Origin of the sequence: Emticicia sp. CRIBPO, from assembly GCF_009905725.1 — a bacterium.
Classification (GTDB): domain Bacteria; phylum Bacteroidota; class Bacteroidia; order Cytophagales; family Spirosomataceae; genus Leadbetterella.
Genome location: NZ_JAAAKV010000009.1, coordinates 60,487 through 74,932 on the forward strand (window position 1 = coordinate 60,487; position 14,446 = coordinate 74,932).

At 44.5% G+C, this 14,446-nt stretch carries 14 protein-coding genes; 2 read left to right on the forward strand and 12 right to left on the reverse strand.

Going from position 1 to position 14,446, the window contains the following annotated elements:
• Window positions 1-136: 136 nt before the first annotated feature.
• Window positions 137-598, forward strand: coding sequence for an SRPBCC domain-containing protein (locus GVN16_RS18790; RefSeq protein WP_166565480.1), 462 nt, complete (start codon window positions 137-139; stop codon window positions 596-598).
• A gap of 14 nt (window positions 599-612) precedes the next feature.
• The gene (locus GVN16_RS18795; RefSeq protein ID WP_166565481.1) at window positions 613-1,470 is read left to right on the forward strand and encodes an NAD(P)H-binding protein; all 858 of its coding nucleotides are present in this window, start codon (window positions 613-615) and stop codon (window positions 1,468-1,470) included.
• A 115-nt stretch (window positions 1,471-1,585) separates the two neighbouring features.
• On the opposite strand, the gene GVN16_RS18800 is transcribed toward GVN16_RS18795, so the two are convergent.
• The 12 genes from GVN16_RS18800 to GVN16_RS18855 all read right to left on the reverse strand — a co-directional run bounded on the left by GVN16_RS18800 (window position 1,586) and on the right by GVN16_RS18855 (window position 14,348).
• Entirely contained in the window at window positions 1,586-2,446 is an 861-nt protein-coding gene (locus GVN16_RS18800; RefSeq protein WP_166565482.1) for a DUF5694 domain-containing protein, read from the reverse strand.
• Between the two features lie 565 nt (window positions 2,447-3,011).
• Window positions 3,012-4,457 (reverse strand): Fe-S cluster assembly protein SufB, encoded by a 1,446-nt coding sequence (sufB, locus tag GVN16_RS18805; RefSeq protein ID WP_166565483.1) that lies wholly within the window; start codon window positions 4,455-4,457, stop codon window positions 3,012-3,014.
• A 91-nt stretch (window positions 4,458-4,548) separates the two neighbouring features.
• Window positions 4,549-5,025: a hypothetical protein gene (locus tag GVN16_RS18810; RefSeq protein ID WP_166565484.1), complete on the reverse strand. Its 477-nt coding sequence runs from the start codon at window positions 5,023-5,025 to the stop codon at window positions 4,549-4,551.
• The gene (lpxB, locus tag GVN16_RS18815) at window positions 5,025-6,137 is read right to left on the reverse strand and encodes a lipid-A-disaccharide synthase (protein WP_166565485.1); all 1,113 of its coding nucleotides are present in this window, start codon (window positions 6,135-6,137) and stop codon (window positions 5,025-5,027) included. The genes GVN16_RS18810 and lpxB overlap by 1 nt, the downstream gene beginning before the upstream one ends.
• Complete coding sequence (locus GVN16_RS18820; protein WP_166565486.1) at window positions 6,138-6,548, reverse strand: 6-carboxytetrahydropterin synthase; 411 nt, start codon at window positions 6,546-6,548, stop codon at window positions 6,138-6,140.
• 60 nt (window positions 6,549-6,608) lie between these two features.
• Complete coding sequence (locus GVN16_RS18825; protein WP_166565487.1) at window positions 6,609-8,516, reverse strand: TonB-dependent siderophore receptor; 1,908 nt, start codon at window positions 8,514-8,516, stop codon at window positions 6,609-6,611.
• A 95-nt stretch (window positions 8,517-8,611) separates the two neighbouring features.
• Window positions 8,612-9,928: an AMP-binding protein gene (locus GVN16_RS18830; protein WP_166565488.1), complete on the reverse strand. Its 1,317-nt coding sequence runs from the start codon at window positions 9,926-9,928 to the stop codon at window positions 8,612-8,614.
• A 2-nt stretch (window positions 9,929-9,930) separates the two neighbouring features.
• Window positions 9,931-11,058, reverse strand: a complete 1,128-nt coding sequence (locus GVN16_RS18835) for a thiolase family protein (protein WP_166565489.1) — start codon at window positions 11,056-11,058, stop codon at window positions 9,931-9,933.
• Window positions 11,059-11,164: 106 nt separating this feature from the next.
• Entirely contained in the window at window positions 11,165-12,439 is a 1,275-nt protein-coding gene (locus tag GVN16_RS18840) for a sorbosone dehydrogenase family protein (protein ID WP_166565490.1), read from the reverse strand.
• 39 nt (window positions 12,440-12,478) lie between these two features.
• Entirely contained in the window at window positions 12,479-13,285 is an 807-nt protein-coding gene (locus GVN16_RS18845) for an NIPSNAP family protein (protein WP_166565491.1), read from the reverse strand.
• A 246-nt stretch (window positions 13,286-13,531) separates the two neighbouring features.
• Window positions 13,532-13,690, reverse strand: a complete 159-nt coding sequence (locus GVN16_RS18850; RefSeq protein ID WP_166565492.1) for a hypothetical protein — start codon at window positions 13,688-13,690, stop codon at window positions 13,532-13,534.
• Window positions 13,691-13,754: 64 nt separating this feature from the next.
• Entirely contained in the window at window positions 13,755-14,348 is a 594-nt protein-coding gene (locus tag GVN16_RS18855; protein ID WP_166565493.1) for a TetR/AcrR family transcriptional regulator, read from the reverse strand.
• Window positions 14,349-14,446: the final 98 nt, after the last annotated feature.

The window sequence follows — 14,446 nt, forward strand, 5'->3', positions numbered from 1 at the left end:
GACGTGTCAAAACTAGTACATCTTCTGTTGCCTGTCAATTACGGGATTCCGTGATTTTATCATTAAGAATCTGGTTTCACGGCATTTATTTACAACTGTTTACTGGCTTTGAAACCATTCATTATTTAACTTTAAAATGAGAATCAGGGCAAGGCAGCAGATGTTTGGCCGGATGATTCAAACCAGATACTTTTATCCTATGAGAACGGGAATCATCAACCAGGAAGTTATTATCAACACCACACCGGAAGAAGCATGGGAGCTATTCATGGATGCGGATAAACACAGCGACATCACCGGGGCAGAAGTAGAAATGAGCCGGGAAATTGAAGGAACCTTCGTGATTTTTGACGGCTATTGTCACGGTTACAACATAGAGCTTGTTCCCGGCAAAAGAATTGTACAGGCCTGGCACTTTGAAGAAGACGGCTGGCCTGAGGATCATTATTCCATCTGTATTTTTGTTTTCGAAACCCACCCGATGGGTACCAGGCTTATCTTTACGCAGACGGGTATTCCGGAACACAAAGTAAAAGCCCTGGAGTCGGGCTGGAACGAATACTACTGGGAAGCCATCAAAGATTATCTTGCATCATAAACTGACACCTTAAGATGAAAAAAGTAATATTGTTCGGATCCACCGGCAACCTCGGCAAAGCCATCGCCAAAGAACTCAAAGACAGGAAATATGACCTGACCGCCGTAGTCAGAAACAGGAAAAAGGGTGAAGAGTTGTCCGAAATAGCCCACCGCTATGTCATCGCAGACATCTCTGACAATGAAGCCTTATCCGGTATCTGTGAAGGTTTTGATGTGGTAATTTCCGCACTCGGCAAAAGCGTCTCGCCCTTCGAAAGAAGCAAACCCAGCTTTAAGCAGATCGACTTTGAAGCCAATACCTGCATCCTGAGTGAGGCCATCAAAAGCAAAGTCCCGAAGTTTGTCTATATCTCTGCCCTGCACTCCGAGAAGTACCCTGAACTGGAGTACTTCAGCGTCCATCATCAGTTTTCAAAGCAACTGATTTCATCTGGGATAGATTATTCGATCATCAAACCACCAGCTATTTTCAGTGCTTTCAAAGATATGATTTACATGGCTAAGAACGGCCTGCTGGTTAATCTCGGTAAAGGCGATAAACTGACCAACCCGATCTTTGAAGGTGATCTGGCTAAAATTGTTGCAGACTCCATTCCGGCTAAAAATCAGGTCATTGAGGCCGGCGGAAAGAACATTTACAGCCGCAGACAACTCAACGAAATCATCCTCAAAGAAATAAAACCGGGATCAAAACTGCGTTCAGTACCCCTGACACTGGTAAAACTATCCCTTCCGCTGATGAAGATCGCAGACCGCAACGCCTTTGACAAAATGTCCTTTTTTGTTGAGGTCATGCAGCATGACACCATCGCCCCGCAGATCGGCGAAATGAGTTTTGAGGAGTATGTTGCTTTACAGGAAATAGGATGAAAGCCCGCCCCGGCCTGACTGCCAGGCCGAAAGGGGAAAACGGAAAGGATGAAGGGAGAAGGGATTCATTGTAAAGGCCTATCTTTTTAGAATGTAACACTGAATTCTAAAGGTATTATTTCAGCAATTGTTCCCCGGTAACCACCTCGAAAAAAGGATGGGATTCCAGCATGTCCTGTAAGATCTTAACATGCCCGGCTCCGATGATGACCAGCACTTTCTTGTCAAACGGACCTATTTTTCCTAATATATTCTGGAGAATCCTGGCATTCCGGTAATATTCTTTGGAAGTCAGTTCAGCCCCGACGCCGTTGGTATTCTGGTCCATCCAGGCCATCACGTTGATGTAATGAAGCGACGCTATACTTTCTTTCTCATTCATACGGATGAGCTGTTGTGTTATTGAAAGACCCTCCCAAGAATTGTATCTGGACATAAAATCATCAAAGGCTCTTTTAGCGATCGGATTATGTTTAAAAAAAGCATCGTAAGTAGGTGTCCTGGCATTCACCGCCTGGGAGTAAAAATAATACAGAGAATCTGCCCTATGCCGGGCTCTTCTTAATTGTCCGTCCATTTCAGGATGCATGTAATTGACACATATCACCCCAAACTTGTTGTTCAGTTTTTTAGCCAGCTTGATACCGACCTGGAAAACCTCATTTTTCTCAGAGGAAGGATTCGTTGGCTTGATACCCCTGAGCCAGTCGCTGTAGACTTTGTCCCAATACCGCTGGGTATCCGGAGTATTTTCGACGAAAATTTTATCAGGATAATATTTTGCCAGCTGATCGGTCAGCTCATCCAGCTCTTTCTGTCTCGACGGGGTCAGCAAGCCCTCCACCTCACCGCCTTTGTAGTCAGTGGTTTCACCAAAATGGAAAGTGCCCAGGATCGCCACTTTGATTTTATCATGCGACTGCCCCTGAACAAGATACCCGGAAAAGAAAAGAAGTAACAGATAAAAAATCTTCACTACAAATAAATTTAAGATTTCGCCGCACAGGCCTTCGTAAACCAAACATAATGAATAATTCCGAGGAATGTACAGGGCTGAACGGTTTGTTTGGACAGATGCGTCAATGTTTTTCAATACAACCCTATGCCTCGTCCACAAAAAACACGAAAAGCATGCGACCCTGTTTGGGTCGTTGTACACGGAGAAACCATTTATACTATAAACATGTGATTCCTTCGGATTCATTCTCCGCAAACGCATTCGCCAATTACATTTTCGCAGATACGCACAGCCGTGCGTATCTGCGAAAATAAAACACCAACTCGCCAAAAGTGATTCCTGACCTCTTTTATACGTTTAGGCATCATAACCCCGAAGCGGGTCAAATATTTATAGAAAACAATCAATAATCCCGTATTTCGACCCTAAAGGGGTCGCATGATTGCGGGTGGTTATGTAGATGAATCTTCATTTCAGTTGTAGATACGCACGGCCGTGCGTATCTACAATGATAATCATTTCAAAATAATGCATAAAAAAAGCCACCCGAAGGTGGCTTTTCATTTATAAAATCCAATATTTCTTATCCTACTGATCCTTCCAGAGAGATTTCAAGTAATTTCTGAGCTTCTACGGCAAACTCCATCGGAAGCTGGTTCAATACTTCTTTCGCATATCCGTTGACAATCAGGGCAACTGCGGTTTCACTGTCAATTCCCCTTTGATTACAATAGAACAACTGATCTTCTCCGATTTTTGAGGTCGTGGCTTCGTGTTCTACAGAAGCGGTCGAGTTGTTAACCTCAATATATGGGAAAGTATGGGCTCCGCATCTGTCACCCAGCAACATAGAGTCACACTGAGAGAAGTTACGGGCGTTGTCGGCTCTTTTCGAGATTTCAACCAGACCACGGTAAGAATTCTGGCTTCTTCCTGCAGAAATACCCTTGGAAACGATACGGCTCTTGGTATTTTTACCCAGGTGTATCATTTTCGTTCCGGTATCTGCCTGCTGGTAATTGTTGGTCACCGCCACAGAATAGAACTCACCGATAGAATTATCTCCTTTCAGAACCACCGACGGATATTTCCAGGTAATCGCCGAACCGGTTTCTACCTGGGTCCATGATATTTTTGAATTGTCTCCGAAACAAAGACCTCTTTTCGTTACAAAATTGAAAACACCACCAACACCGTTTTTATCACCGGGATACCAGTTTTGCACGGTTGAGTATTTAACTTCGGCTTTTTCATGACAGAAAATCTCCACCACAGCAGCGTGCAGCTGGTTTTCATCACGTGAAGGGGCGGTACAACCTTCCAGGTAACTTACGTAAGCTCCCTCGTCAGCAATAATCAGCGTACGTTCAAACTGACCTGTACCGGCCGCGTTAATCCTGAAGTAGGTCGAAAGCTCCATCGGGCATCTCACGCCCTTAGGAATGTAACAGAAAGATCCGTCAGAAAAAACAGCGGCATTTAATGCAGCATAGAAATTATCTTTTACCGGAACTACAGAACCCAGGTATTTCTTCACCAGCTCAGGGTGGTTATGTACCGCCTCAGATACTGAACAGAAGATAATACCCATTTCACCCAGTTTTTCACGGAAGGTGGTCGCTACAGAAACCGAGTCAATGACCGCATCCACAGCCACACCTGATAATCTTTCCTGCTCTTTCAGAGAAATTCCAAGTCTTTCGAAGGTCTTTCTCAGTTCAGGATCAATCTCATCAAGGCTGTTGATCGTTTTCTTTTGCTTTGGAGCAGAATAATACTTAATAGCTTGAAAATCAGGTTTCTGATAAGTTACATTTGCCCATGTAGGCTCTGTAAGCTTCAACCATTCCCTGTAGGCACTCAAACGCCACTCCAATAACCACTCCGGCTCATTCTTTTTGGCTGAAATAAAACGAACTATATCCTCACTAAGCCCCGGAGGAGCTTCGTCAGCCTCTATATCAGTATAAAAACCGTATTTATAATCCGAACTGGTCAGTTCTTCTAATAATTCTAAATCTTTGCTCATTTTTAAATATGTCGGATGTTGATCCTAACAATTATCTAACAGTTAAAAAAACAAATATGTTCGCTAAAGCCGATTTATCTGAAACCCTGCCTTACTTCACCACTGCAAAGGTAATCACTCCTGAATAAGTGGTACCATTAAACTGGATATCTGTTGTTCCGGTAAAGGAATTGTCATTGATATCCGTGATGACTAATTTAGCGTTTTCAATAGTACGGCCTAAAAACACGAACTTGCTGATATTGATACTCTTCTCGGTTTCATTCAATACCCATGATGATTTCAGGATCAGGTCGGGATTACCGGCATCGCATTTCGTAGCCCCTTCTCTGAACTCGTAACTCTTGTCGGTAAACAATACCAGGAGGTTGTCTGTGTCACAAGCTTTCTGTCCGGACAACAGGTCTACTTCTGCTGTGCCTTGCTTCACAACAACCTTGTTTACTTTCCATGTCTTTGATGTTGTTCCGGTAAGATATTCAAGTACCGGCTTTGGATCTTCTTTTTTCTTGCATGAGCTGGCCAATACCACCAATACCACACCAAGAATCAAACTGATTTTTCTCATTACTTTTTTAAAATTAAATTAACGATTTCGGCCGAAGCCATTTTAGATGCACCTTCATGACCGAGTTTCTCGGACAATAAGGCGTATTCCATTAACTGTGCTTTTCTGTTTTTAGTATCTCCGGCTACCTTGTTCAACTCCTCTTTTACCCGATCTATAGCATAATCGCCCTGAATAAGCTCTTTTACCACTTCTTTTTCCGAGACCAGGTTTACCAGGGAAATGTATTTGATCTTAACGAGACTTTTAGCGATCAGATACGACACATTACTGGTTTTATAGACCACCACCTGGGGCACAGCAAAGAGAGCTGTTTCAAGGGTTGCCGTTCCTGAAGTCACCACTGCTGCCCTTGAAACGGACAGCAAATCGTAAGTCTGATCAAAAACTATCTTAATATCACTTCCTGCCAGATGTTGTTCGTAAAATCCTTTGCCAAGGTTGCTTACGCCCGCTATCACCAGCTGATAATCTCTATATTCCGTACTCAAAGCCACCATCAGGCTGAGCATTTTTTCTACTTCCTGTTTACGGCTACCGGGCAAAAGGGCTATCACCGGTCGCTCATCCAGTTTGTTTTCCGTTCTGAAATGCTCATTCTTCCTGAATTTACCGATCTCGTCTTTCAGCGGATTCCCGACAAATGCGGTAGAAATGCCAAACTTACTGAAAAACTCAAGCTCAAAAGGAAAAATGACGAGCAGTTTGTCTACATACTTTTTGAGTTTGTAAACCCGGCTTTCGTTCCATGCCCAAGCCTTCGGGGCAATATAATAGGCAATTTTATACCCTTCCCCTTTGGCCCATCTGGCCACCCTGAGATTAAACCCGGCGTAATCAACCAGGACAATCACATCAGGAGCAAACTCAGCAATCTGGACTTTGACAAGTTTGAGAAAACCAAGAATAACCCGGATATTTCTGATGACCTCTATAAAACCCATAAAGGCCAGCTCCCTGTAGTCCTTCAGGATGGTAGCCCCGGCCTCACTCATACGGTCACCTCCCCATCCGGCAATTTCCGCCTCAGGATCAGCTGTTCTGATCTCTGAAATCAGATTCGAAGCATGTAAGTCACCGGATTTCTCACCGGCAATAATAAAATACTTCATTTACTTTCCGTAGTATTCCACAAAGTGGTTGGAGGTTTCAGTGAGTTTGATTTTATAAAGATTAACCCCGAAATCGTTCAGCAAAACCGGCTGGAGAATCCTCCAGATGGCTATGGCAAAATTCTCTGTTGAAGGCAGTACCCCCTTCAGAAAATCAACATCCTCATTTAAAAAAGTATGGTCAACTTTCGAAATCACATAATTACGCATCACATCACGCAACTCCTTTAAATCTATCACAAAGCCCGTTTCTTCCTGCACTTCGCCTTCGACTGTCACAAAAAGCTCCCAGTTGTGGCCGTGTATTCTGGAACAAGGCCCGAAAACTTCAAAGTTTTTTTCGGCCGTCCATTTGGTATTATACAACCTGTGAGCTGCATTAAAAGTCTCTCTACGCGTAATCTGAATCATCTTTCTCTAAAACTAAAATGCAAAATTACCATAGTTTTTTTGCATTTTAGCTATTAAATTTTAAAAACCTGCATTTATACCCATTGAAAACCATCTCCCGGGCTGTTGCACAAATCCGTATTCAAAATAGGTTTGATTAAACACGTTGTTGACATCCGCAAAGACCATGACTTTCTTAAGCCTGTAAGCCAACCTTGTGTCTGTCAGGTGAATAGGCTGGTAATTGACTGCCGGAGTCTGAGCATCCCACTGATAATTACCTTCCCGAACCTTCAGCGTGTACCAGATGTCCAAGCTCAGGTTTCTGACCGGAACAAGGTTCAAACCGGCGGAGAACTTGTGCCTGAGATAGTTCAGAGAGTAAAACGACTGAAATCCTTCTTCCTGCCTGTCGGCTTTCAGGTAGGCGTAGTTCAGGCTGAGCTGGTTTACTACTTTGGTTCCGAGGTATTTTTCGAGCAATATTTTTGAAGACAATTCTATCCCGAACATATTGATATTGTTGATGTTCTCCATCGTCGGCACAGGCTTGTCGGGTCTTTTTACCTTGTCTATGGCATCCTCTGTCTGCCTGTAAAACACCGCCAATGTGGCATTGAAAACCGAAGTGGCTTTTTTAGCCCCGATTTCGTAACTCACCGCTTTCTCTGGTTTCAGATTCGGATCTCCCACCACTGTTGCCCCGGTAAGATACAACTCTGTAAAAGTCGGAAAACGAAGGGACCGGTTAACACTGGCATAAACAGATGATTGCGTACCCAATTCATAAGAGACATCAATGCCGGGAAACCACTGGGTGCCGAACTGCGAATTCAGGTTCAGGAGTGTTCCACCTGAAAAATTAAATTTTCCCACTTTTTTCTGATGCTCCACAAAAACACTGACATTATCCCTGGTCTTGGTCCTTGTATAAAACACATTTTCATAATCAGGTACAGCCACAGGTTCTTTCGCGGTTTCGCCCAGACGGTTGCTCAGCACAGTCTCCTGCCTCCACTCCAGCCCAAAGGCACTTTGGCCCAGGCTGGTGATGAGCCGTCCTTTCCATTCAGCGTCCCACACATCTGTTCTGTGGAAATTGACGGAGGCAATATTGGTCTGCAGGTATTTGTTAAAATCATACAGGTCATAATGCCTTCTGTGGTTAAGCCTCAATACCGAATTGAATTTATTCGAGAAATTCTGGTTCCAGTTCAGCCCGATGAAACTGGCTGACACCTTCTCAAACTGGTCATAAAACTTCGGGCTGTAAAAATTCGAAGCTCCGAATTTGTTACCCATCAAACCGACCTGCAGGTCCACAGAGCCGTTTTTAAGCAGCCCTTCTACCTTACCAAAACCTGAGGTCTTGTCAAATGCAGTATTGTAAGCAAATCCGTTACTTTTCATCTTATCAAAAGCAAAAGTGGCAATGAGCCTTTTCAGATGAAGGCTGGCATTGGCTCCATAATTAAACAGTTTGTGCCCTCCCGCAGCCAGATGCACATTTCCCTGCGTCTTTTCCGGCTTTTTGGTAATGATATTGATCACGCCTGAAAAAGCACTCGGCCCGAAAACCCTCGAAGCTCCGCCTTGCAGCACTTCGATCTTCTCAATCATCTGGACCGGCAGAGGTAAATTCAGCGAATGATGTCCCGTCTGGGGGTCATTCATTTTAACTCCGTCAACGAGGATCAATGTCTGGTCATAATTCCCTCCCCTGATGCTGACGTCCGCCTGGACCCCAAAAGCCGATCTTGACCTGACGTCCACATTGAGGGCATACTGAAGAATACCGTCAATCGTTTTCACCGGGGCGTTTTCTATCGTCCGCCTGTCGATAACCGTCACATTCCTGGCGGTTTTCCTGATTTCAGCACCGGTAATATTCGCTGTCACCGTCACAGCATCCAGGTCAATAAGGGTAGAATCCTGTGCCAAAGCGATGTTGGTCACACATAAAAACAATAATATATATCTGAACATCATAAAATGTAATAATAAGCTTGCCCTCGTAAAGACAAGAGATAATCATCTGATTTAAAATAATTTGAATATTTAAAAGCGAACCTTTTAAGGTCGGATCAGGCGATGCTGTCTTCTTCGACAGGCCGTTTGGAGAGGGCATTAAAATCTATTTTCCCTGAAAGTTGGTGCGGAAGTTCGTCAAGTTCTATAAAAGCGTTCGGCAGTTTTTCTTTCGGCAAAACCTTCAGCAAAAAAGCCCTGAGGTCTTGTGTCTGTATGCTTTGCTTGTCATGTCCTGAAAAATACAGGAGCAGGTTGTATTTATTATCGGAGATTTTCTTCTGAACAACGGCCACTTCGCTGATCATCGGAAACTGCAAGGCGGCGTTTTCGATCTCTTCCGCAAAGATGTTCATCCCCCGGCGGTTAAACATCCGGCCTTCACGGCCCAATACCACCAACCGGCCATCCTCCACAAATCCAAGGTCTCTGACGGTGGCGTCATGGCGATAATCAGGCGATACGTACGGACTGGATACCTTAATGAGCTGATTTTCAATCCTGATCTCAACGCCTGGAAACGGCTTACCCACTTCAGCAGGCTTGTCGATGATGTCCTGGTTCTGATGATAAGCAATGTGCCCGAGCTCTGCGGCTCCGTAATATTCTGTAAGGATACTTGCAGGAAACAGCTCAAGTAATCGCGAAGCGGTTTGCGGATCCAGCTTCTCACCGGCACTCACCAGTGACCTCAGTTGCGGCAAATCGGGAGATTGATCTGCCAGCAAGCGGTAGTGAGAAGGCACCATGAAAACCGAGCTGACCTGTTCTTTTTCAAACAATTCAGGCCATTTCCTGGCATTTTTGAGCGACCCCATTACCAAAGTAGCTCCAAGCCAAAGGGCATGCAAGGCCGAGTTGAGGTTAGCAGAATAACTCAGGGCGTCCAACACAAAAACCTTGTCCTCACTGTTGATCCCGAAAACCTCAGATTGATGAGAAAAGGCACTGAACCAGGCTCCGTAATCTTTCCAGATCACCTTCGGAATCCCTGTCGTGCCGGAGCTTAATACCCCTAAAAAAATATCTTTGTCTTTAGGCTGGTAGTCAAGCACATCCAGCCTGTCGTCTCCCGTAATATCTTCAGTAACAATCCTGGCATCAAGCTCACGGGCCAGTTTCAGCCTTTGTTCGTCACTTACATTTCTTGAGGCAAAAACCGACCGTTTTCCCAGGCTCATCAGCGTCAGGAAGTTCAGTAAATTTTCTAGTTCGTTGGTATGAGCCAGGATAAACGTCTGGGGCAGGTCTTTAAAATAAGCGGCCCTGCGGTGAATTTCATCCTGCAGTTTTGCATAGCTGATCCTTCCGTAGCCATAAATGATAGCTTCAGACGCTGCGTTGGCCTTATTTTGAATACTTTGGTAAATCATCCTTACAATCGCTCGATCAACACAGCCACCCCCTGCCCGCCTGCAGCCCCCATGGCTACCAGACCCAGTTTTTTATCCTTAACCTCCAGGGCTTTCACCAGGTGCAACAAGTTCATCGCTCCTGAGGCTCCGAAAGGGTGACCGAATGCTAAATTACCGCCTAATACATTGATTTTATCCTGATCTACACCGAATTTCTTGGAAAAAGCCAAAGGTTTCAAGGCAAAAGACTCATTGATCTCCAATAAATCTATATCCTGAATATTTATCCCGTGCTTCTCCAGCAGTTTTTCTGTGGCCCAGATTGGTCCCAGGGGAGCCAGTCCCGGATCTCCTCCGATACTTACTGAAGTCACTATCCTGGCTTTGGGTTTCCAGTTGTTTTTAAGTACCGAAGCCTCATCTGCCAGCAAAAGTACCGCCGCTCCATCATGATGATGGGCGGTATTGGTAAAATCAATCAGCTGGTCTGTTTGTAATCTTTTCAGCTTTTCTGCCGTCAGGCCGGGCTTCAGGGTCTGGTCCGGACCCATTCCGAAAACAGAAAAAACTACATCTTCCATAAAACCGGATTCCCAGGCGGCAGAAGCCTTTTCAAATGACTTCACCGTCCATTCCAACATTTCAGCTTTCGTGATATCATATAATATAGCAGCCTTTTTTGCCGCTTCAAGCAAAGGCTCGCTCCCGGTTTGTTCCGGGCTGAATTTCGCAATCCTGTATTTTCCATCCGGATATTGATCAAACCTCGGATCGTTAACATGGTATGTCTTTTCAGTGGCCAGGCTGTTACTTTCCATACCTCCCGCCATGATCAGGCTATGGCTTCCGGATTCTATCATCGCATTGGCCATCACCACACTTTTCAGTCCGCCCGAACATTGCATATCGATTGTCGTGCCAGGCACAACAGCGGGTATATCAGACAGTAAAGCGGCATACCTGGCCATATTGCCCCCTGTTCCAAACGAATTGGCCAGCAAAACCTCATCCAATTCCGAAGGATTGACGGTATTGCGGGTGATTAGTGAATCCAGGAGAACAGCCACGAGGGTTTCAGGCAGAACGGTTTTATAATACCCGCCCGCCTTGCCTGTTGCCACCCTCAGTCCATCAATGATGTATGCCATAATGCCACAAAGATAAAAGGAATTTCAATCCTTAAAGCGAACCCTCAAAACAAAGACAGCCGGCGAAGCGAACTCCACCGGCTGTCTTTTAGAAATATGATACTTATTACTTCTTATAATCAATTCTGAAAACGGTACCGTTCAGGTCGTCGGTCACATAAAGTTCACCCTGAGGCCCCTGAGCCAGTCCGCAAGGACGGTGCTGTACAGGACCTGTAGGTTTTACCAGGTCAATTCCGGCAAAATTATCTGCAAAAATCTCCCATTTACCCGATGGCTTATTATTCACAAAAGGCACAAAAGCAACCAGGTAGCCCTTCTTCAACTCAGGCGACTGACCGTGGAATGCAACAAAAGCTCCGTTTTTATATCTGGCCGGGAACATATTACCGGTATAGAAAAGCAAGGCGTTTGGTCCCAGGTGGGCAGGGAAAGCGACTTTAGGATTGATGGCTTTTTCTCCGCCTGTTTTCTTGCCGTCGCCACCGTATTCCGGAGCTACGATCTTCTTGTTCTGAAACTGGTCGAAATAGATGTAAGGCCATCCGGCATCATCGCCTTCATGCAGCTCGTACAAGGTTTCCGCAGGTATCTCGCCGCTTTGCTTGGGCGTATAATACTGAGGATAAAAATCATGGAACTGGCCCCTGCCGTGTACCGTCGCAAAAAGCGTATTGGTTTTTGAATTCCAGGCAATGCCCACCGCGTTTTTCAGGCCTGTGGTATAACGAACCCCGTCTTTAAAAGTCTGGTTCAGCTGACTGGCGTTGAATTTCCAGATTCCTCCGGCTGAATCCAGGATGGTACATGGGCTCATGCCCTTTCCCGTGCCTTTTTCACGACAATTATCATTATAAGAACCGATGGTGATGTATACATTGTTTTTATCGTCGATGACGATCGGTTTGGCATTATCGCGGCCTTTGTCTACCAGGCCATCGATGATCTTCTCAGGCTGTTCCGTGTTGATGACTTCGTCTTTCTCATTCATCTTATAACGGTAGAGCCCGGTGTTTGAGCTGGCATAAAGATAGCCGTTCTTGATGTAAACACCTGTTCCGGTAAAGTCTCCGAACATTTTCTTTTCATCCACTACCCCGTCATGGTTGGTATCTCTCAGCAGGCAGATTCCTTTTCCGTCTTTCAGTTTCGATAGTTTCAGGTAAATGTCCCCGTTTTTAGCTACCGCGATATGCCTGGCAGAACCCAGGTCAGTGCCTAATATTCTGGCCGAAAACCCGGCCGGCAGTTTAATATCTTTCGCATCTACCGGCGGGCTGAGCTTTGTGGTTGCCCCCCAGAGACTTTTATAGGCTGCCAGTCCGCTGGCGGCTGTTAAAACTGCCACTAAACCCACCGCCTTCAAGGTAAAATTTTTCATAAGTCATTTATATTATTAAGAGTTGAATAATGCAATTGTTCAGATATCGGAATAATCGGTCGGACGAAGCAAACGTTGCTCGTTTTTAGACACATTGTTTTGAAACTCAGGCATCACCCGCACTTTTTTCCATTCATCATCAGCCGAAAACGCCTTCCAGTGGTCATCTCTGGCAGCCCTGTTTTCAAAAGTAGTCATGTACATCAGGTTAGGCATGGCTGATCCGGAAACCACTTCTCCGTAAAACACGGCATTGAAGCCCAATCGCTTAAATATGCCCATTTCATCTCCCTTGTGGAACATCTCTACTTTGTTGGCATAAATCTTCTCTGTGTGTCCTTCGTAACTTCTCAGTTCATACACCCGCTCCGACTTCGGGGCCTTAAGGTCTGGCAATTGGAACACCGGACTACCGGCAAACGCCCTCAATAAAGTCGACTCGATACGCGTGTAAGGCGGATTGGTATAAGCCGCATCAAGATAATCTTTCCCGTCTTCAGCATATTTCTTGTCTGCGGCAAGTTTCTGTTCCAGTTTGAAAAACTCATCAGAAGACTTGAAAGGAATAAAAACGTAAATCAGCGGCTCTGAAACTTCTGTGACAGTCGGGGTACCGATGAACTTAAATACCCCCACCTGACGGATACCCGCCCTGTGCAAGGCCGGCAGATAAGCATTTTTGAAAAAAGCATCCAGCCGGTTTTCCTGTTCTTTGGTTTTGTAATGGTAAACCTTGATCTGGTAAAAATCCTGTTTGGCGGCAAAAGCAGTTCCGAGCGAAAGAAGAAAGGCTAAAAAAGCCAGTTGAAACCTAAGAAACTTAGATTTTGAAGAAGAACTTTTCATGTTTTAAATGGTTGAATATTGTTAAGATCCTGAAAAGCCCTTGAACATCAAATGCTTATTCAGAATGCTCACAAATGTAAGATTCAGAATTGATTAATGCAACCGGGAATATGAGGATCATTCTTAGAAGGTTTCAACCTCTTGGAAAAGACTCTTTAAAGCACCAAATACAAGCAATAAAGATAGAATAGTACAAAAAATGATGATATCACAGTAAAAATGATCTGGATGTCACCAATTAGAAAATTAATTCAAGACAGTTTCCTTACAGAGTACACACAGCGAAAACCAGTTCCGCTCTTTGTGTTCATCTTTATCCATATAAACCATCTGTTCGATGAAATTAACCTGGGCAAAGGCCATGGAGGAGCAGAATACAAAGGCTGCTATAAGTGAGGTTTTCATACAGTATCAGGTTTGGTTTCACTCTAAACGAAACCGGCCTTCCTTGAATTGCCTGAGGCGGAAACTAAACCTCCACAATCCCCATGTACTCATCGGTGAGCATACCCCGGACGTTGTTGAGTATGAAGTGTCTGAAGAAAGTATCAAAACCCTTGGTCATCTGATCAGCAAAAGCCCCGTCGGTAAATTCCTGCAAGCCCCAGAAATAAATCTTGCTTACCAGCGGCACATCAATGTCCTGCCTGATCACTTTTTGCTGCTGGGCTTCTTCCAGCAGCTTGCTGATTTTATTGAAGATCAGGTCGCGAAGATAGTCTGTACACATCGCCTGGGCATTGGGATGGTATTTTTTGATGCCCCAGAAAAAAGCGAGGGAATAACTGTGAATGGATTTTAAAGTAAAATCATATAAACTGATGATTTTTTCAACGGGATTTTTGTCCGAATTTAATATTTCATCGACAATCACCTTGTTTTCTTCAAACTTCTCTTTCAAAGCTGAAATGATCAGGTCTTCCTTGTTTTCGTAATTCTGATAAATGGTTTTTTTGGAAACCCCTGCTTCGCGGGCAATATCATCCATCGTCACGCTTTTGATACCGTGAATTCTGAAAAGTTGAAATGCCAGATCCTGTATATGTTGATTACTTGTAGACATAACCTTGGTGTTTTTGTTGTAAGTGTTTTCAAAAGCCGTGTGCGGAGTGTTTTGTTTGTTAAATAAAAATACAAAACTTCCTTACAGAAATCAATCTG